The organism is Halorubrum sp. Eb13, from assembly GCF_002252895.1.
Lineage (GTDB): Archaea > Halobacteriota > Halobacteria > Halobacteriales > Haloferacaceae > Halorubrum.
This window is the reverse complement of sequence record NZ_NHPE01000007.1, coordinates 39,766-59,016: the sequence shown is the minus strand read 5'-3', so window position 1 is coordinate 59,016 and position 19,251 is coordinate 39,766. Positions and strand designations below refer to the sequence as shown.

Here is a 19,251-nt window from a genome sequence, read left to right as displayed (position 1 = left end):
AGAACTTCAACAGAGCCGAATTATTATATACAATATCTAGGTAGTCAAATATATAAAAGGGATCAATTAGTCATGCAATATGGGAGACAGATCAGAAACGAACACTTCGGTACCTAGCACGGTCACAGAATTATGGAGTAATTGGCAACAACCAAACGGTACTGGCCCATGTGCAGATTGCCCACGGCATTGGTCGCGGCGTTCAGATATCCCTGATCAAAGTCAAAACAGCAATCCAAACAACTACGGAATGAATCCTTGGTTTGCTGAGGGGGATTACGATCCAGACGTTGTTGTGATGGCAGAAGAGCCGGGAAGCCATGATCCAAGGCCCGATGATAATCGGCTGAATAATAGATTTGAACAAACGCGAAGAGATATTCGAGAGGTTGCTAATGAAGACTCAGAAACGATTGAAAAAGTGAGACCGCTATTCGATATTCTTTATGACAATAATATCCCAACTTATTGGACAAATATGACTAAGTGCCACCCAGTTGGGAGTAACAATAATACTGACGGACAAGAGGAATGCTGTGGTCTTAGCGAAGAGGTTGAACGATCGTACCTCCGTGATGAAATTGAAGAATTAGACCCTCAAATCGTCATAACATTAGGTGGACCAGCCACGGAGAATTTGCTGAAATTGTATGGCCGAGACCTATCCGACTTCGCTAAGACGACTATGTCTGGAGATGCATTATCTGGTTTCCACACACGGAATAATCACACCGCACCTTTCGAGATAGCAACTGCATTTCATCCACGATATGTTTTTAACAATAGTGAATTTCAATCACGTAAAAATGCAATCATGGACATACAAAATCACGATGGTGTTAAGAAATCGTACTATAGTCAATACGGAAACGATCTCATGGACTGGCTTTCAATAAATTAAATATTAGTCACAGTTGTGCTAGTAGTCTCGTCGCTGCTCAGTTTTTTTTTATTCTCCACGTCGGTTATGGTGCTTCTCAAGCCATATACATCCGGTTGCTGACGACCTTATCCGGCGTATCCTTCAACAAGTGATACGCGATTTGCCTACGCTGGCCGGACCCACGAGAGAATATATCAGTTTCTGAGTATTTTAGCAGAGCCGGGTTAGAATGCAAGCAATTTTCCATTAGATACGTGCTACCGGCCAAAATAGAACCGGTCTCGGTAGATTCCATAATAAACAACTATATATTGATTCTTAGATCATCTAAGTATTCAGAATTGGTTTCTGTGATATTTTGATCGGGAAAAGACATAAGTCACAGCTGAGCTTATCCCAGCTCGTACAATGTTGTACAGATGCCGGACATTATCAACACCTCATGGGGCGTTAGAGACGCCAGTCCTCTTCCCGGTTCGTAACATCGGGAAGCGTTCGAGCGATAACACCCCCGAGTATACTGATGTGATCCCTGACCTCTCGACCGCAATGGTCAATGCCCGATCTATACGCAAGCGGGGGTCACAGTGGAATCGAATTCAGAACGGACGAACACTTCGCGACGAGATGGGGGTACCCCAGTCGACCATCGTTTTTGCGGATAGTGGTGGATTCGACTTCCGCTCCGAAAAACTCGACACTACCCCAGAGGAATCACTAGAGACACAGCAAGCGATCGATGCCGATATTCTCGGTACGGTTGATGTTCCGCTTTCTCGCAAAAAACGAGAACGGGAGAACGACCGACGGGCTGAACAAAACATTCGACGAGCCCTCACCGCGAGTGAAGCGCACGACGGCGATGGCTTACTCTTCGCCAGCGTGCACGGATATGACCCCAAGACGATACGGAACGGGATCCACTACCTCGACAAGAACGGGGAGTTCGACGGGTACGCTCTCGGGAGTCTTGTTCCTATCAGAACGGACTACGAGAAGGTCACGAAGCTGATATTAGCTGCGCGGCGAGCGACAGATAAGCACTTACACACCTATGGACTTGGTGGTCTGGTGTATCAACCGCTACTCCTCTACTGTGGGGTAGACAGTTTCGACTCTAGTGCGTTCATTCGGAGTGCTGGAAATCGGAACTACCTGATCCCCGGGTTCGGTGGTGAGGAGTTGCGACACATTGAGACGCTTGAGTACCTCCCCTGTGCGTGTCCGGTTTGTAAGGACCGAACCCTCGATGACGTCCGCGAAGATCGCGAGGCACTCGTGATGCACAACTTGTGGGCGCTCGCTCTTGAGCTTCGCCGCTTCCGGTACATGGTCGAAGCAGGCGAGGATATCGAATCATACCTCGATCTCCGATTCAGGGGGAACGACGCGACTGCCCGAGCCTATAAGCTCGCGAAACAGCAGGTCAGGAGGCTCACATGAGCGACGAACGACCTACAGTTCGGCCGGTAAATCTCGGTCGACTCGTGGAAATAGCCCACTTCTGTACGGGTGGCGAGCGATCGACCACGGATGTATCCAGTGCGCTTGACGTGAGCAAGCGCCGTGCACGGGAGACGATACTTGAGTCAGTGCGTATCGGCCTCATAGAACCAGTGGGAGATGCTGACGACGAGGTGTACACGGCGACAGCCGTCGGTAAGCGTTTCGTCGATATCGTTGAGGAGAGCAACTGGGGGAGCGTCAGTAACATCCTCGAGACGCGGAGCCCCCATTACGGTGAGTTCCTTGACCTGTTCGAAGACAACGATACCGTTGAACCGGACGACGCACTGGAACGGCTCGAGGATAGGGCCGAGTTCACTCCGTACGAGTATAATGAGACGTCACTGGACGTTATTGGCGGATGGGCACAGCGACTCGGCGTCGTTCAGCGCAACGCGTTCGACGGTAGCTTCTATACTACGAGGGGAGACGAGATCCCCTCGAACTTCCCGTACGTGCTGCTGTCAATCGCCGACGAGTTTGAGGAGAGTGCCGGAGTCAACCTGCAAAAGAGATATCTCTCGATCCCTGAAATTCGAGAGTGTACGTGTGAACGCCTCGGTTGCGGCCGAGATGTGTTCGACGACGCACTCGTGAGACTCGCTCAACAGAACATCGGAAAAGTGGAACTCTCCGGCGCGCCCATCGACACAGGCGCAAAGGATGCACGGTACGGTATAAAGACGATCGAGTTGGCAGACGGTGATGAACTTATCTCAACTGACCAGTCTTCGGAACAGGTGATGCGCGGCGTCGAACAACTCGGTAAGCAATACTACTATTTCGCGGTGTACGACCGCGACCTCCAATTCAACGAAGATGATGACTAACAGCTTCGAGATTACGGACGAACAACGCGACTACTCAGTGCTCGGTCTTGACGAGAACCCGTTCCCCTACAGCCCGGTTCCATCTGACGATCCGGAGGTCTACTGCGGACAAGACCACGTAGCGGGTGCAGTGAGCGACACAGTCTCTACAGTACTGAGCACAGGAAAGTCGAAGCATCTCGTTATCACAGGAAAGTACGGCAACGGTAAATCACACACCCTCAAATACGCCCGCTCTCTGGTTCGCGACCGCGACGATGTGCTTGTCGGCTACGTTGCTCAACCCGGGGAAGGCTTCCTTGATATCTATCACGAGTTCGTGTACGACCTCGGATTTGATCGTGTGCAAAAACTCGCGTACGAATTTCTCGCCTACGTCACTCGTGAACACACAGAGATGAATCCGATGGGTGCCCAATCGATGGAATCACTTCTCGATGAGGGAGACGTTCTTCTTTCGGAACTCGTCCCGAAAGCCGTACAGATGCTGAGCGATGTCACAAAATTCGCTGATTTCGCTCGGGCGATTATTCACATGGTCTATGAGGACACGAACCTCTACGCTTGGCAGTGGCTTACCGCGGAAGGCATCCGCTATGAACAGCGGAAGGAGATGGAGATCCACAGTGCACTCGACGACGACACGATGAGCGTGCGTGCGTTTACAGCGCTGAAAAATATGCTTCTCGAACTCGGCTATACTGGAGTGTTCGTTTTTGTGGACGAATTCGAGAGCGTAGCCCGCCTCTCTCCGAAGAACGAGCAGGCGACGCTGAACAGTCTGCGTCATCTGATGGATCAGAATAGTTCCGGTCTCAGCATGATGTTTGGTTGTGCACCGGAAGTATGGCAGGACGTGATGAGCGAGTATCATGCGTTCTCGGAGCGACTCGGTCGAGAGGTTTCTCTCCGACCAATGACGGAAGAGCATCTGGAAGACCTCGTGAATTCGTATCTCGCTCTTGCCTCCGATCAAACTGTCTCAGTACCTGATGTCTTCGAAGAATGTAGCCTTCAACTTATTTTGAAGAGCTCGCAGGGGAACGTGCGTCAGGCTTTGTCGATTTGCAGTTACGCGGTTGATGAAGCTGCGAAGCGTTGCGAACCCAGTATAAATAAGAATATTCTTCAAGAAATACTCCCATAGTATTAATCAATTTTCTATACATTTCTAACAAATAATAATGATTTGTAGGTATAAATTCTGAGAATTAGAATCTGTGAAAATTTGAATTAGGTGGTCTCAGTAGGTTCATGTCGATCATCTCGATATCCAGATTTGAGCAGGTAATTGTACAATCACCTGTAACTTCACCGCCGGATTCGACAGTGTTTATTTTAGATTATTTAAATTTTATTCCATCAAATAAATCCCTTCTGGATGTAACTTAATTGGCGGATCAAATTGCGGATCCGTACGTCGGGGAATTTCCTGCCACTCTCGAATATTTATAACATAATTTAGTGTTTCCATATATTCAAAATCTAGTTCCCTATTTTCCGTTATGACCACAGCGGCATTCCCAGAGACTGTCACACCCCCCAGATCCGGCGCGATTACCGAACTGAGATTTGAATTCCAATCAGACTGAATCAGACCAGCCTTCTCATACCTCGATAACCGGAGTGTATAAGACCAAGGCATTATATTCTCTTACCCAACCAGAGCGCGGCATTTTTAATCTCTGATCCATTTTGTCCGTGGCTCGTTTTTATTTGTGAGGTAAGAGTGATTGGATCTGAATGTGTAGTCGGACTATAGTCATCCCAATTAGTATGAACTGGTTCAGATTTTCCCGTAGTGTACTCAGTGCCACTGACCAATTCCCTATCCTGCATATTTTTTACGTTATGTTTTAGAGTTTCATTTGCTCCTGGAGAGGCTTGAAAAGATACTGAACACACAGTATTTACAGAAGGTAAATTGTCCCATTTTAAGTGTATCTTGAACGTGGTTGCTGTATAGGAAGTGGCTGTGGTGGAAGCAGCATCTTCTCCCAATCCGTTCATCACCATAATCGGTTCAACTTCGTCTTCCTGTATATATGTATTCCCATTGATATTTAGGCCAGAGCCTACATCTAGCTCATCAGTATGCACTTTTCCATAGTTTACCTCGGAGGATACTCTTCGATCTAGAACATCATTTGCAGATATCGATTGAGCCCTTTTATTAACCCAAACTTCTGCTAACACAATAACGTCTTTTCCCGCAAACGCATCCGGCGTTGGACGTATTGTATTTTCATGAGTAGCATTATTTGGATCCTTTGGTTCAGGTTTACCTTTTGAAACCTTTGCGGTAGGTGGATTATTGGGTTTTTTCTCAATATATACTACGTCTTTTCTTGGATGTTTGTCATGACCGCTATCGATATCAATTTTTTGTGGGTTAAATTTTATTTTTTCATCATTAAATAATATGTGGCCTGAGTTTACGGCTAGTGTATTCGCTTTTGATGTATCTTCTCTCGATCTGCATTTTCCCGTTTCTATTTCAACTCTGCACTTATTGCCTTCATCAAATATACCGTATCCTCTGTTTTTTCTGATTCGAGAATTCACATAGAGTGCATGGTTAGGTTGACTATTGCTTATTGATGGATCTTTCATGCTCAGACATGCTATTCTTCATCGCATAAATATATTCGGATTTTCATATAATATGATATGTTTTGAGACACTGTACGCAAATATTACAACCAATATTTTGTTTAATCAGTCACTGGACTACTGTGTCAGTGTTACAAAAGGATGAATTATCCTAGCATATTAATTATTGTTGGACTGGTCATTGACGCTTTCGGTGCATTATGCGTAGTGATACCAGACTTACCAAAGAGTGCTAGAGATACGTTGATTATGTTCACCCCATTCTTAAGGAATTATGAAAAAAACTTGAAAAAATTCAGAGACAGAAATAGACAGGATCTGACTGAGTTACTGAAATCGTTGTGGCCTGCGATAAAAACGCAAGGATTGGGTATTTCAACAGTGGATGCCGCTCAATTGTACGATGCTGAATACCGTGATGATAAGAGAGTAGTGTTAATTGGTGATAGTGGTCAAGATTTGACTTCAATAGATGCTAGAGATGTAGAAATCGCGGTAAATGAGTATATAAATAACAAGTATAGATTCACAGGTTTTGTACTTTTATTTACTGGTTTTCTGCTACAAATAATTGGAAATATCATGTAGTTTTTGATGAGTGTATAAATTCGGGTGCAATCTAATATATCTATTATTAATTAGGCTGTTTCACAAGTTCAGTAACCGCGTAGAAGGGGAGCGTATCAAGAAGCGCTACGAGCAATTTTACAATATACTGTCCGACGACAATTGACACGAGTGCCCACCCCCATGTTGGTTCGCCACCGAAGCCGAGAACTGGGAAGATTGCGAATCCAAGCGTAATGAACACTATTGTATCGACACCTTGGCTGACTGCTGTAGAACCGCAGTTTCGAAGCCAGCGGTGGCGGCCGGCGGTACGATTCTTCAGATCAGCGAACAAGCGGACGTCAAGGTGCTGTGCAAGCGCGAGTGCGACAACAGATGCAAGAATGATCGATGCGGAACCTCCAAGAGTGGATACGAATGCTTCTTGTCCACTATAGAACGGTGCAGATGGCATCCAAATGGCGAGGAACACGAGCGCATACGCGATGACGAGCGTGACGACAGTTCCGTTGACCACAGTCGCAGCGTATTTTTTCCCGTGGTACTCAACGAGTAGATCTGAAGCAAGATAAGCGACGCCGAACGCAACGAACCCGGCAGGGACGGCAACACCACCAAGTCCCGGCAGTTCGATCCACGTGAGTTTCGCTGCAAGGACGTTTGCGAGGACAATTGAGCCGGCGAACACAGCGGTGAAGATCGCGCGAGTATCCTCAGTCTCCATTAGCTATCACCACCGTCTGTGAACGTACAACTGCGTACGATGCTGTGTCGCGGCTCAGCTGGGGTGGGTACCGGTGGACAACGAGAGAGTCGACGGAGAGACGCTCGTGAGTGTTGGTGCTGTTCCATCGAGGGACTATCGAAACTCAATATTTATATATTCCCCGGATATTCTTCGAGTATGGCCCGAAGTATATCAAGAGACGAGTCCGAAGCAGATGTGCTTCAGGAAGCAGGCCAACGAACACTCCAAATCGGCGCAGACAACCCGATTCGGATCAGCTCGGGCCATCGAATCCTGCATCACGACGGGAAGTGCTCGCGACCACACGGCCACAACTACGAGATCATCGTCGAAGTGACCGGCGAACTCACCGAGGAAGGGTGGGTCGTTGACAAGGGCGATGTCACGGACGTCATCGATACGTGGGATCACCGGTTCCTCGTCGAAGAAGGCGACCCGCTCGTCGATGCATTTGAGGCGTCTGGAGATGGCGACGCACTCGTCGTCTTAGATCACCCACCGACGGCAGAGGTGATGAGCGTCCTCCTCGAACAACGCATGCTCGACGCGTTCCCAGACACCGTCTCGGACGTGTCGGTGTCGGTGAGCGAAACCGGCGAGCTCTGTGCGACCTACTAATGCCGGTCGCAAGTGACGTCGAGGAGCCCACAACGGATGCTGACGCGGCTGGTGAAGGGCTCCCGATCAACGAGGTGTTCTACTCGTTGCAGGGCGAGGGAACGCTTGCTGGCGTCCCCTCTGTCTTTGTGCGGACTTCAGGGTGTAATCTGCGGTGTTGGTTCTGTGATTCGTACCACACGTCATGGGAGCCGACCGGGGCGTGGCGCGACGTCGACTCGATCGTAGACGAAGTACGGTCGCACGAACAGGCGAACCACGTCGTACTCACGGGTGGGGAACCGCTCATTCACGAGCAGTCGGTAGAATTGTTAGAGGAACTGGCTGCAGAGGGATACCACACGACAGTGGAAACGAACGGAACGATCTACCGGGATGCACCGATCGACCTTGCGAGTATCAGTCCGAAGCTCGCGAGCAGTACACCGACACCAAATCGAGACCCGAAGGGTGACGGGGAGTGGGAGGAGAAACACGAGCAGAACCGGATCGATATGGACGCGTTGTCCCGTATGGTTGACGCGTACGAGACGCAACTGAAGTTTGTCGTGACAGATGAGACGGACCTTCCTGAGATTACGGACTTGGTCGATTGGGTTCGGGCGGCAACGGCGACCGCCGTAGCGGACGATGACGTGTTGTTGATGCCCGAAGGGATGACGCGTGAGCAACTCGACGGGACGCGGAGTGAAGTCGCCGAGTTAGCGATGGAGCACGGGTATCGGTACACGCCACGGCTACACGTGGACCTGTGGAATGACGCACCGGGTACATGAGAACTGAACCCAACATCTCAGACGAAGCAGCGCGACGACCACACCATGTTGGAGTCGTTACACGCAGTGCGGTGAACAGAGTGAACACAGCTTTAGCGAGACTGACAACACATGAGTAACGAAAGCGCGGTGATTCTGGTGTCTGGCGGGATGGATAGTGCGACGGCTGTCTACGAGGCGATGGAGCAGGGGTACGAGCCGTACTTCCTGCACACGTCGTACGGGCAGCGTACGGAAGACAAGGAGTTCGAGTGCGCACAAGCACTCGCTGACGAGGTCGATGCGGCTGACTTCCTCCATATTGAAACAGGGCACCTCGCTCAAATCGGTGCGTCGAGTCTGACGGACGAAGAGATGGACGTGGCTGATGCGGATCTTGAGAGTGACGAGATCCCGACGTCGTACGTTCCCTTCCGAAACGCGAATCTGTTGTCGATGGCGACATCGTACGCGGAGGCGACTGACTCGGAGGCACTGTTTATCGGCGCGCACTCGGAAGATTTCTCCGGGTATCCCGATTGTCGCCCCGCCTTTTTCGACGCCTTTCAGAACGTAATCGATGTCGGCACGAAACCCGAGACGGATATCGAGTTGAAGGCGCCGTTCGTCGAGTGGTCGAAGACAGAAATCGCTGAACGTGGGTTGGAACTCGGTGTTCCGTACGAAATCACGTGGTCGTGTTACCGAGACGATGAGCCAGCGTGTGGAACGTGCGACGCGTGTGCGTTCCGGCTCGAAGCGTTCCGGAACGCTGGATCACGCGATCCGATCGCGTACGCAGAGCGTCCAGAGTTCTCGTAAGATTCGATTCAGACAATATAGGGAGAACAGTTCCCAATTGTTGAGGAAGTTCTATTGAGATCGGGAAAAGAATCTCTGGCTCTGTTGAAATACTAAATTAGTAACATTTTCTTGCAGCTGTGCTGAATACAGAACACGAATCTTGTATGGAGAAATAACTGAAAACCGGTTGTTGGATCTAAGCAGACTATCAAACCCGGTTAGCTGATTCCACCATATCTTCCCATAATACCTGCCTACAAGGATTATAAACTAGTCTGACGTCGACAATCTGATTCCACCGCTAGCGGGTGAGTGGCCCCTCTCATATAAGCAGGCTAATCAGGATCAGAATAAATAGGACAATTATCAGATACACAATCACTCTATGCATATCAGATGGCTTTATTTGACCGTAGGGAACTGATTCAGATGTGGTGCTCGTCTCTTGGCTGGTTGTAGGCTGGGTGGCTTCATCCTCAACAACATCGGTCGGTGTGGTCGCTGGATCCATTCGCTGACGCATTGCTGAGTCGAGTTTTGTGCCGATCTCTCCGGCGTCCAAGAGTTCTAAAGATTCCCCGACCGACATGAGTTGCTCATAATGGTGGTGTAGCTCCTCAACATCATCTGCAGTCTTTATTCCCTCGGCATGAGCGAGGAGCCGTTTGAGCTCAACGACCAACGTAGTGAGGAACCGTTCAGCGTCCGTACATGCGTCCGGTTTTTCCGGAAGCTCGCTGGCTCTGTCGATAAACGCCGAATACGCATCATCGACATCCGAATACGTCGTTTGTAAGCTTTGAAGCTCCGTCTCAAAATCCCGAACGGCGTGGGACGGTGGAAGTTGCTGATACGATTTGGTGTAGTAATACCAGTCCTCTGCTATGTCAATCAGCGACTGAACATCAAAATAGTATTCCGGCGTTTCGTAGATGGCCACAACAGTAATATATGACCGAAAGTACCGGACATACGGCCGTGAATTGGGAGTGTAGTCGTCCGGGTTCAGTTCCCTTTTGAGCGTCTTGAGGCTGTTATTCGTCTTGTTATCTGCACTCGATGTTTCTGTTGAGGTACCAGTCTGTGCCGAAGTTTGATGCTGTGAACTATTGATATCTGTCCCAGCATCTATTATCGAATTAGATGATCCAATATTTCTGCCGATCCGCTGTAAGTTCGCACTTGCACGCGTGTTCACCGTTCGATTAGATGTGGGGCCTGAACTCCCGCCAGACGAAACTTCGGACATCTTTGGTATGTGATGGTCATGGACCTTATTATGACAGTCACGGCAGAGGGTTTTGAGATTGCTCTTGGCGTGAGAGCCGCCCTTACTCTTTGGAATTATATGATGACAGTGCAGTTCATTGTTCCCGAATGGGCCACCTTTTGCGCCGCAGTTCTGACACGTATGTCCGTCACGAGCGTATACTGCTTTCCGACGTGAATCCCAGTCATCGGGGTACTCGTCCCGTGACCAACCGTCGCCCATATAGACATCCTATCGCATCAAATTAATATGTTTTTCCACTGGATAGAAATCTGTGTCTCGTACGCCGTCCTATCTGTTCTTGAGGATTTCAACAGAGCTGAATCTCCGTTATTTATCTTCGATATCCCGCTAATGTCTCGTCGCGCGCGCCGGCGAGGTACTGCTTGATCTTCCCTTCGCGCCACCCTACAGGGGAGAGCACGCTCTCGACGGCGCGCACGGCGGCGTCTTCGTACCATTCGGTATCATAGCGTCCGAGATCCTCAAACTCCAGTCGGACGCGTGCGGCGCCGCGCGCGTCTGCATCAACGACAACGTATCGGACGGTCTGCCCCGGTTCCACGCCGGCGCCCTCAATTTGCGTCCGTTTCAGTGCGGCCACAGTGAGTGTCTCCATTGAGTAGTCGTCGACGTCCTTCGACACGCGATTGTCGACGACGAGTTCGTCGGGAGCGATCTCACCCCCACGCAACTCCTGAAGCCGTCGCCGAAGCACGTCACACACCGCCTCCGGCGACCGTGTCTCGTCGAACACACGGAGTGCGTCGTTCTGGACATTCTCAACCCACGCCGGCGTTGAGCGCTGTCGTCCCTCGATGCCGCGCGTCTTGATCGCGTCGCCGAGTCCAACCTCTGGATACTCTGCTCCACGTCGCTTCCCGAAGTACCGGGTCAACGCGCCCGACTCCGAGTTTCGCACTGGACAGAACGCCACCCAGTCGAATGCGCACTCGTACTCCAACTCGATCCCGGCCGCTTCAGTTATTTCCCCAGCAACCTCTTCTAGCGGACGCTGCTGGCGATCGTCTACGGGTGTCACCCAGATCGAATCAACGATCCCGTGGACGACGTGCCACCCAGCTTCTTCGAGGGCAGCTTTTGCGTCGAGGAGGAGGTCGCGAGCGTAAGCGTTGATCGCTTCATGACACTCGATGCGTCCGAACTTGGCGTTACTGAATCCCTGATACCCGAAGCAGGACACGAGGATCCACTTAATAGCCGAAGAGGCAGCTTCCAACCGCTTTCGCTCGTCGCCGTCGGTATTTGGAATCTGGTCTTTGATATTACTCCGCGCGTCGATAAGCGGCCCAAGCACGTCGGGTAGATACCCGTCATCCTCGCAGATCGAGTATTCGAGCCCCGGCACATCGTCGGTATCACAACATCCGCATCGAACGGTCTCAGGCGAAATATTTCGCGTCCGGATGATATTGGGGTACAACGACGCGAAGTCGAGTTCGTGAACGTCCTCATGGACGCCGACGTCGGGGGCGAAGGTCGTCCCACCGCGATCTGCGTCATCGAGCGTCGATGCCGTTTTGAACAGTTCCGGGCGCCACGCCCGCCATGGAACGAGCACGTCACGGCTCCGGGCCTCTCGGGTCTGCATGGCCGTCAACACCCGGCCGATAGACGCCCATCCGAGCTCTTCCAGCGGCAACCCGGAGCGCGCAACGAGATCAAGGCATCCATCCAGCCCCGACTCGTGATAGAAGAATGAGTTCGACCTATCGATGATGACGCGCCCGGGCACGGTGTACCGGGCCGGCGAGTGGCCGACGTTCCCGTACGAAGTGTATGTAGACTCGCTAGCGAGTTTGGTGTACCCCGGTCGCCGTCCGAGTTCAAGATCGATGCCATACGCGTCGGCTGCCTCGAACAGTAATAGGACGAGGTCAGCGGTCGACATGACCAGCACGTCCGGGTCGCGCTTGTCGATAGCCTGCTGGACGCCCGCGACAACTTCGCGTGGTGACGACCCAACCCGCTCGTCCTCGAGAGTGAGTTGCGGTAACGACTCAATCCCCGATTCATGACTGGGGAACTCGAGGTGCAGCGTCCGGAGATCACGGACCGAGCGGTCGGGCCCGGCCGGCGTGTCTGTTTCAAGACAGTATCGTAGTTGGCGCGTGAAATCAACGTTGTAGCAGGTGTATACATCCGGCTTGGCGAACTGGCGGATCCGCTTCGCTATCGTCCGGACAGCCTCGATCGACGTAGCGTCGATGCGGAGGAGTGGCCGTGCTTCTGTCCGGAATGTCTGGCGGTGTGCCTCCACACCGAGTTCGGCGACCGCGTCCTGTCCATCGAGGAATGACTGGAGATCGGTTAGTGCGTCTGAGAGTCCGTCGCGAGGTGATGGTGTCGGGTCGGGACCACCGGCTTGTCCATAGAGGTCACTTGCCTCGTCTCCAACGAAAAGTGTCGGTCGATAGTCCTCGTGGATTGTGCGAACGACTCCATCCGTTGTAAGCGCCCACGTGGCAACACGACCATCCTCAAGATAATCTAGCGTGAGAGTCACGACTACTCGTTGCCAAGCGCTTCGACCTGCGTCTCCAACTCAGCGATCCGCTGTTCCTGTTCGAGCGCGATTGCCATCCATACCGGTGCCAGCGGATTCGGGTGGTTGAGGTTGCCAGCGGCGTCCGCGTGATTACGGGCGTATCCGAATAAGTCGTCGAATCGAAATTGATCCTCCCGACGCAGGGGCCGGCGAAATTCGCCCCACTCTTCTTCGACCTCCCGCAGCTGATCCCGATATGTCGGGTTTGTCCGACCCATCACTGCACCCCCGGCGAGGCCATTGCGCGTTCGACCGTCGACGCTTCGTGCATCCGCGCGCGGTGTTCAAGGACCTCCCGCCAGTACGCAAGTGTCGTCTGCATCCAGCCGTCGTCAGTATGGTAGACAAGCGTTTCCGTATCGCTCGCTGCGTCCTCGAAGCGGGGGCCGAAGGCTGTTGCCCGGCACTGGAGGTGCGTCGCAGCGGCACGGCGCAACGGCCGGGAGAAACCGTCCTCGTGACACCGAGTCACGACGACCGGTACGTCGTGGACACGAGCGATACGGGCAACTGATGCGATCGCACGTATGAACATCTGCTCCGCGATCTCGCCGTTGACATCGGCAGCCCGGTACATCCCGTCGAGTCCAGTTGCAACGACAACCGACGGTGACAGTTGTTCGTCCAGTCGGCCAGCCAGTCGATCGAGGAGCGACGTGTGCTGATGTGCCGTGAATCCACGCGCCACCTCGATACGGTCGAGGATACGATCGGCCGGTGCAAGTTCGCGGAGCCGTGTGGTGTTCGCCCTGTTAGCGCCGTCGACCCAGAACGCCGGGCCATCTCTACTGAGCACTCGATCGAGGAGGAGCGCTTGAACGGGTGTGACACCGAGATCGTCGTCGACGTCGACAAGTGTGACGCCCGGCACGAGCTCCGGGAGATCGGCGGTCGGTCGTCGGGAACGAGTGTGCATGGTGTCGAAGATGGGGAGATGTGTAAAATGGGTGAGCCATGGATGGGCGGTGGAAGTGGAAGTGGTACTCACGCAATGGCCCGTTGGAATACTCAGTCGCTGACGACATTTGATTTGGTTGCGGTCAACACAGAGGACTTACAGACTAGAAATGGTCTATCTCTGTCTGGAACACCCTGCGAGATACAGAGAATATATTCAGCATAGCTGCTCAACACGTGGCGGTCCATGTCTAGTCCTCAATTATTTGCTTCTCAACTCCAATCCTAAAACCCCGCCAAAAACCATACCTGATATATGAGAGACACTATTTGCCGAACCACCTGAGTATAAATCTACAATTGGCACTATAATTGGCAGCGTGAACCCGAACAATACAATCGCACACTCAAACCAATACCGTAAATCATCCCACTCATCTACATTAATCCACGCACGCCACTTCTTTACGACATCAAAACGACAGATCGACGCAAACACCCACAAACCGTAAATTCCACCACTCGCTCCTGCTACAAGCCATTCCCCATTTACAAGCAAAATAAGGCCAACCACTGGAATAAGAGTACTGAACGCCAAAATCCCGGAAAACACCAGCAAATACTGTCGCGTTTTCAGGTGTGGTTCGACAAGGAACCCAGCGAGCAGCAAACTAAACAAGTTACCGATCAAGTGGCCAGCATCCCGCATATCGTGTGAAAAAGGAGCAGTCACCCATCCTATCCCCAAGTCCGGCGTGAAGTAGAACCATTTTTTTGCTACCTCAATACCGAACGCATCAGCAACGGAAAGCTGGAAAACATACCATGCAGTGAGAAACAATACTAATTCAATAGTGAATTTCCGGCGTTCAAGCCACAATATAAATCCTGCTATCGCTTGGCCGGGCGGACGATGTGTTGTGGCTTCGACCATAGTCAACGGTTCTAAGAGAAGAGATAGTGTATCATAAAACACCGAATATTCCAGCTTGTTCTCAGTGAGATGAGAGCTGCTACAAGATTTGCGCCCTTTGTCCAGCAGTATCCCCTCTATCTACTCAGTGACTGTTAATACCGACGTGACCGATACAAAGGTGTAGTCAGCATAGAACTTGTGTATCTTCCTCTAATTATATGATCACCAATATAAGTGTCCACATATATTTCAACCAAGTGAATTTCATCGAGAGGAACATTAATTATCCACTCTATTGAATACATCCTGTATGGCTTCTGAGGAGTTGAAGAATAGAGCTGAATCGCTGGTTGCGAATGCTCACGGAACAGAAATTGAATCGCACGATCTGTTTACTTTAGCGGATGATAGTAGTTCATTAGTTGATATTATAAAGAATAAAACAACAAAGAATAGTGGCAGTTCCGCGCCTAGAAGGGGTTTTCTAGCAGACCAGCCGATTATAGATTACTTTGATCAAGGTGAGCAACCACATTACTTGATATATAACGAGGGAATAGGAGTTTCAATTGATAATAGTATAAAGAAATCAGACATAGAAAGACGCAATCAAAATACGATGTGGGTAACAGATGAGGGCATTCATTTTGCTATAGGCAGGTCAGATGGGGACTTCCACAAATTTGTTCCTTTTCACACGCTTGAAAATATTGAGAAAGATGGTGATTCATTAACATCTATGAAACCCTACACATTTATTTTCTATACTGAAGAAGGCGATAATATAGAATTTAGTGCTGATTCCGGGTTGGATAAAAAAGAGGCATTTGATTTTATTGATCAACAGATCGGTAAATCTTCGTCGCCGAAAGATGATGTCTCTACAAGATCATCAACGACAACTAGAAAAAAATCAGTTCAATCAGGCGAGGGTACATCGGGAACTGAGTTATTCATTTTGCAGGAAGTAGATGAGCATGAGTTTGAGCATATCGTATCGAAAGTATGGGAGCAACAGGGTTGGGAAACAGAGGTAACAGATAAGTCAGGTGATAGAGGTATTGATATAAAAGCTGAAAAAGAGGACCCATTCCAGCAACTTCAGTACATACAAGCAAAACGTTACTCTGCGAGCAACAAAGTTGGGAGTAGCGAGATACAGAGATATGCTGGCTTACATGCCCGAGAAGAGACTGTAGATGCCGTCGTTGTGGTTACGACAAGCGAATTCACAGCAGAAGCAGAGAAAGTTGCAAAAAATAGAAATGTCAAAATTATAGATGGCACCCAACTTGTGGAGATGATTGACGAATATGATATAGAAATATAGTTGCTACTATGGTCTAGTTTGATGATGAGTGTTGTTTTGAATATCTGCAACATTCGCGCTCTGTATCTCGCACGGATATTGGAAGACCTCTCTGAGCTAGTATAATTCTCAGCGGTCAATACGCACTCTTCAGTAACCAACTATTTCGAACGGAATGTGTCTGCAGAAACGAATTTTCAACGATGTCGTTGAGATTAAGATTCTTTGTTGGCGTCGCCTGTAAACTCCTTCTCACTGCGGAGGCGTCCCATAACCCCATTCATAGCGTAGATCAGTGTCGCTGCTACTTCGAACGCTTCTGTTCGTGATAGTCCGGATACCGGTCTTGTCACGAATTCCTCACCATCGGTATTCACGCCGGTGATCGGAGTTACAGAATAGTCGCCATCGCCCATTGTCCCGTCAAGACGGACGAGAATTGTGGGATCGTCATCGGCTACCCACTCAATGTAGTACTCGTCATGGATCTCTTCATTCCACCCCGACGGATAGTAGTCGAGATGCTCAGTTTCGCTTTCAGACATAAGATGTAGTTGAAAGTCGTGTCCGGCACCGAATAAAATTGTTCCACACACATATTTTTGAGTCACTCCAGAATGTAGATCATGAGATTCGATTGAGTATGGAGAACGTCTACAACTCTCGTAACTTGCAGATCAATAAGACTCATCCCACTACAGCAGTGCTATGACGGGTGTGATGTAGGGATACGTGGACATATGGGTGTGATATGCGACACTATGAAGATATTCCCCTGCGAATACAAGCGTATGCCGAAGGTAAGCGTTGAGATCCCACAGGAACTGCTTGACGATCTCGACAGCCACGTTGGTGACGACGGGAAGTTCGTCAATCGGAGTGACGCTATCCGGGCGTCGATCCGTAAAACACTAGATATGCTTGATGAGATCGACGAGCGGCACGGACGGGTTGACTCAGCAGAAACTGAAGGCGGGAATACGAACTAACTGCCTTTACGTCGACACGCAAACGGTCAGCAACTCGTGAGAGAGCCGCTTCACCGTATCGCTCCAACTGCCTCGCTTGGGTCAGGGAGTTCTTGATTAAGTAGTCAGATGCCGAAGACAATGGTTACAGTGAATCTCCACCTACTAACAAGTATTAATTCGTCATCCAAACCCGTGCCCCGCCGACAAGTTTACTGGTGATATTACCTTCCTCTTCGAGGTTACTCAGACGTTGATATGCCGCCTGCTGAGAGCAATCAAAGTAGTCCGCAATTTTACTAGTTCCGACAGGCTCCAGATCATCAATCGCCGCCACCAACTCCTCGTCGGTAAACCTCGACGAGAATTTACCCGTGTCGGGGTCTCGGTGGTCGTCTGTCACGAGCGCAGGTGAACCTGAACCCAAATTAGTGTATCGGAGACGAGTCCAGCGACGAAAGCTTTAACCCACTTGTTGATCAACAAGTGGATGTCCGAAGGTATCGCCTGCTTATAGCTGGTATAAGCAGGCCGGTGTTACAGCACCGGCCTTCGGGGAGGACCGAATCCCCATGCCGACAGAAGAAGACCTACAACAAGACAGTGACGGAGCTCAGCAACCCAAACAACAGACTCTGGATGGCGACACCGCCGAGATAGATTACAAGGAGTCATCAAGTTCGCAAGGCGCGAAAGTACGTCGTGTCATACGAAAATACAACCTCGACGGTCTCGGACAAGAACTCAAGCAAAAATACACGGGTCCCGGAAGGCGCTGGTCACTCCGTGAACTCGAAGAGGAGTTCAATCTCGAAGTTCTCGACCATAGCACCCGAGGAGCTCAGGTAAAAGAAGAGGAATATCATGACTGTATCCAGCGACTCAAATCTAATGATCGGGAACTAACTCAGGAACGACTCCGCTTGCTCGGGGTAGATGGGAAGGAAGTCCTCAACGACATGGTCACGTACGAGACGATTCGTCTGTATTTAAAAAACTTCCATGGTGCGACTGCTCAGGAACGATTCGTAAGCCCCAGTAAGTCAGCAGAAACCGTCGAACTGCTCCATCATCGTCTCCGGCGAGTGTTATCCGATATACTGGAACGGCACCACCGGCGTGACGAAGTACCTGCAGAGCCCGAGATCGACTCAACAGTTGGCGTAGTCTGTCCAGACTGTGGAGCAACCGTGAGTGCCGTTAAATATCTTCAATTGCAGACGTGTCCGAATTGTCTATAAAAGGTGTCCAATAGTGACAGACACACTCACATCCGTCTCGTTCGACATCGAGACCACAGGTTTCGAACGATCGGAGATTGTGACAACCGTCGGGTTTAGTCTCCCACTCGGCTGTCGTCTATTCGTCAATACAGCGGACTCTTCCCTCGCGAAAGGTCCCGTGGAGGAGAGATTAGAGACCGCGTTCGATACATCGATCGAACTCAGCACGCACACAACTGAGTCCGCATTACTTGAGTCGATAATTGAGTTCGGATCGGAAATACTGGGGCCTCGTGAGTATCTTCTCGTCGCGTTCAACGGTGAGACGTTTCGAGGAGGGTTTGATCTGCCCTTCCTGCGATCTCGATTCGCGACGCACGATGTTCAGTGGCCGTTCTATGACGTACCATACGCTGATCTGATGCCAATATTCAACTCGAGATTCAACACGACGGTGGAAGACAGCAAAATTTCGGATCTCGAGTCGGTATATGAAATGCTGATCGGTGACGGATTGACTGAACTCGACCCGTTTGAGGACAGCAGCGAGGCAGTGACCACGTTTGAGGAACAGAGAATCGAACCGCTCCTCAAGCACAATGTCTCGGACGTCCTTCGAACAGATGCGCTCGCAACTCTCGCTGAGCGCTACTGCTCGAAGTCGGAGTTCAAATTGAAATCGCTAACTCCTGTGTCGCACAGGTAAACGAAAGAACAGCCGTACTAACGGGTTGGTAGCGGAATCTAATCCCGGTCGTTCAACTTCAAAACT

Annotated in this window: 21 protein-coding genes; 12 read left to right on the top strand and 9 right to left on the bottom strand. The window is 50.5% G+C overall.

The annotated features are described in order from the left end of the window. The first annotated feature begins 79 nt into the window (after positions 1-79). The 4 genes from DJ75_RS00695 to DJ75_RS00680 all read left to right on the top strand — a co-directional run bounded on the left by DJ75_RS00695 (position 80) and on the right by DJ75_RS00680 (position 4,366). Positions 80-901 (top strand): uracil-DNA glycosylase family protein, encoded by an 822-nt coding sequence (locus DJ75_RS00695; protein ID WP_094521959.1) that lies wholly within the window; start codon positions 80-82, stop codon positions 899-901. Positions 902-1,291: 390 nt separating this feature from the next. Next, on the top strand, positions 1,292-2,326 hold the full coding sequence (locus tag DJ75_RS00690) for a tRNA-guanine transglycosylase (protein WP_094521958.1): 1,035 nt from the start codon (positions 1,292-1,294) through the stop codon (positions 2,324-2,326). Continuing rightward, a complete protein-coding gene (locus tag DJ75_RS00685) occupies positions 2,323-3,219 on the top strand; it encodes a hypothetical protein (protein WP_094521957.1) in 897 nt (298 codons plus the stop codon). The genes DJ75_RS00690 and DJ75_RS00685 overlap by 4 nt, the downstream gene beginning before the upstream one ends. Next, on the top strand, positions 3,212-4,366 hold the full coding sequence (locus DJ75_RS00680; RefSeq protein ID WP_094521990.1) for a BREX system ATP-binding domain-containing protein: 1,155 nt from the start codon (positions 3,212-3,214) through the stop codon (positions 4,364-4,366). Before DJ75_RS00685 ends, DJ75_RS00680 begins: the two co-directional genes overlap by 8 nt. Before the next feature lie 497 nt (positions 4,367-4,863). On the opposite strand, the gene DJ75_RS17985 is transcribed toward DJ75_RS00680, so the two are convergent. After that, positions 4,864-5,832, bottom strand: a complete 969-nt coding sequence (locus DJ75_RS17985; protein ID WP_141211941.1) for a hypothetical protein — start codon at positions 5,830-5,832, stop codon at positions 4,864-4,866. Between the two features lie 249 nt (positions 5,833-6,081). Here DJ75_RS17985 and DJ75_RS17980 point away from each other — a divergent pair, with 249 nt between their 5' ends. Further along, positions 6,082-6,420, top strand: coding sequence for a hypothetical protein (locus DJ75_RS17980; RefSeq protein ID WP_141211940.1), 339 nt, complete (start codon positions 6,082-6,084; stop codon positions 6,418-6,420). Between the two features lie 46 nt (positions 6,421-6,466). Here DJ75_RS17980 and DJ75_RS00675 read toward each other — a convergent pair whose 3' ends face one another. Beyond that, on the bottom strand, positions 6,467-7,126 hold the full coding sequence (locus tag DJ75_RS00675; RefSeq protein ID WP_094521956.1) for a queuosine precursor transporter: 660 nt from the start codon (positions 7,124-7,126) through the stop codon (positions 6,467-6,469). A 180-nt stretch (positions 7,127-7,306) separates the two neighbouring features. On the opposite strand from DJ75_RS00675, the gene DJ75_RS00670 reads away from it, so the two are divergent. From DJ75_RS00670 to queC, 3 genes are all read left to right on the top strand, one after another. Continuing rightward, entirely contained in the window at positions 7,307-7,768 is a 462-nt protein-coding gene (locus DJ75_RS00670; RefSeq protein ID WP_094521955.1) for a 6-pyruvoyl tetrahydropterin synthase family protein, read from the top strand. Then, entirely contained in the window at positions 7,768-8,544 is a 777-nt protein-coding gene (locus DJ75_RS00665; protein ID WP_094521954.1) for a 7-carboxy-7-deazaguanine synthase QueE, read from the top strand. Before DJ75_RS00670 ends, DJ75_RS00665 begins: the two co-directional genes overlap by 1 nt. Positions 8,545-8,655: 111 nt before the next feature. Then, the gene (gene queC, locus DJ75_RS00660) at positions 8,656-9,345 is read left to right on the top strand and encodes a 7-cyano-7-deazaguanine synthase QueC (RefSeq protein WP_094521953.1); all 690 of its coding nucleotides are present in this window, start codon (positions 8,656-8,658) and stop codon (positions 9,343-9,345) included. 304 nt (positions 9,346-9,649) lie between these two features. Here queC and DJ75_RS00655 read toward each other — a convergent pair whose 3' ends face one another. From DJ75_RS00655 to DJ75_RS00635, 5 genes are all read right to left on the bottom strand, one after another. Then, positions 9,650-10,819 (bottom strand): HNH endonuclease, encoded by a 1,170-nt coding sequence (locus DJ75_RS00655; RefSeq protein WP_094521952.1) that lies wholly within the window; start codon positions 10,817-10,819, stop codon positions 9,650-9,652. 112 nt (positions 10,820-10,931) lie between these two features. After that, the gene (locus DJ75_RS00650; RefSeq protein ID WP_094521951.1) at positions 10,932-13,124 is read right to left on the bottom strand and encodes a type B DNA-directed DNA polymerase; all 2,193 of its coding nucleotides are present in this window, start codon (positions 13,122-13,124) and stop codon (positions 10,932-10,934) included. A gap of 2 nt (positions 13,125-13,126) precedes the next feature. Then, positions 13,127-13,384, bottom strand: coding sequence for a hypothetical protein (locus DJ75_RS00645; protein WP_094521950.1), 258 nt, complete (start codon positions 13,382-13,384; stop codon positions 13,127-13,129). Then, positions 13,384-14,082 (bottom strand): hypothetical protein, encoded by a 699-nt coding sequence (locus tag DJ75_RS00640; protein WP_094521949.1) that lies wholly within the window; start codon positions 14,080-14,082, stop codon positions 13,384-13,386. The genes DJ75_RS00645 and DJ75_RS00640 overlap by 1 nt, the downstream gene beginning before the upstream one ends. 243 nt (positions 14,083-14,325) lie before the next feature. Continuing rightward, positions 14,326-14,997: a rhomboid family intramembrane serine protease gene (locus DJ75_RS00635; protein ID WP_094521948.1), complete on the bottom strand. Its 672-nt coding sequence runs from the start codon at positions 14,995-14,997 to the stop codon at positions 14,326-14,328. A 292-nt stretch (positions 14,998-15,289) separates the two neighbouring features. Between DJ75_RS00635 and DJ75_RS00630 the strand changes: the two genes are divergently transcribed. Then, the gene (locus DJ75_RS00630) at positions 15,290-16,309 is read left to right on the top strand and encodes a restriction endonuclease (RefSeq protein ID WP_094521947.1); all 1,020 of its coding nucleotides are present in this window, start codon (positions 15,290-15,292) and stop codon (positions 16,307-16,309) included. A gap of 194 nt (positions 16,310-16,503) precedes the next feature. On the opposite strand, the gene DJ75_RS00625 is transcribed toward DJ75_RS00630, so the two are convergent. Next, complete coding sequence (locus tag DJ75_RS00625) at positions 16,504-16,833, bottom strand: hypothetical protein (RefSeq protein WP_094521946.1); 330 nt, start codon at positions 16,831-16,833, stop codon at positions 16,504-16,506. A gap of 246 nt (positions 16,834-17,079) precedes the next feature. Between DJ75_RS00625 and DJ75_RS00620 the strand changes: the two genes are divergently transcribed. Then, the gene (locus tag DJ75_RS00620) at positions 17,080-17,277 is read left to right on the top strand and encodes a type II toxin-antitoxin system ParD family antitoxin (RefSeq protein WP_094521989.1); all 198 of its coding nucleotides are present in this window, start codon (positions 17,080-17,082) and stop codon (positions 17,275-17,277) included. Between the two features lie 154 nt (positions 17,278-17,431). On the opposite strand, the gene DJ75_RS17975 is transcribed toward DJ75_RS00620, so the two are convergent. Beyond that, positions 17,432-17,659, bottom strand: coding sequence for a transcriptional regulator (locus tag DJ75_RS17975; protein WP_141211939.1), 228 nt, complete (start codon positions 17,657-17,659; stop codon positions 17,432-17,434). A gap of 169 nt (positions 17,660-17,828) precedes the next feature. Here DJ75_RS17975 and rdfA point away from each other — a divergent pair, with 169 nt between their 5' ends. Together rdfA and DJ75_RS00615 are read left to right on the top strand one after the other, a co-directional pair. Further along, on the top strand, positions 17,829-18,497 hold the full coding sequence (gene rdfA / locus DJ75_RS17970) for a rod-determining factor RdfA (protein WP_141211938.1): 669 nt from the start codon (positions 17,829-17,831) through the stop codon (positions 18,495-18,497). A gap of 13 nt (positions 18,498-18,510) precedes the next feature. Next, positions 18,511-19,185 (top strand): ribonuclease H-like domain-containing protein, encoded by a 675-nt coding sequence (locus DJ75_RS00615; protein ID WP_094521945.1) that lies wholly within the window; start codon positions 18,511-18,513, stop codon positions 19,183-19,185. The last annotated feature ends 66 nt before the right edge of the window (positions 19,186-19,251 follow it).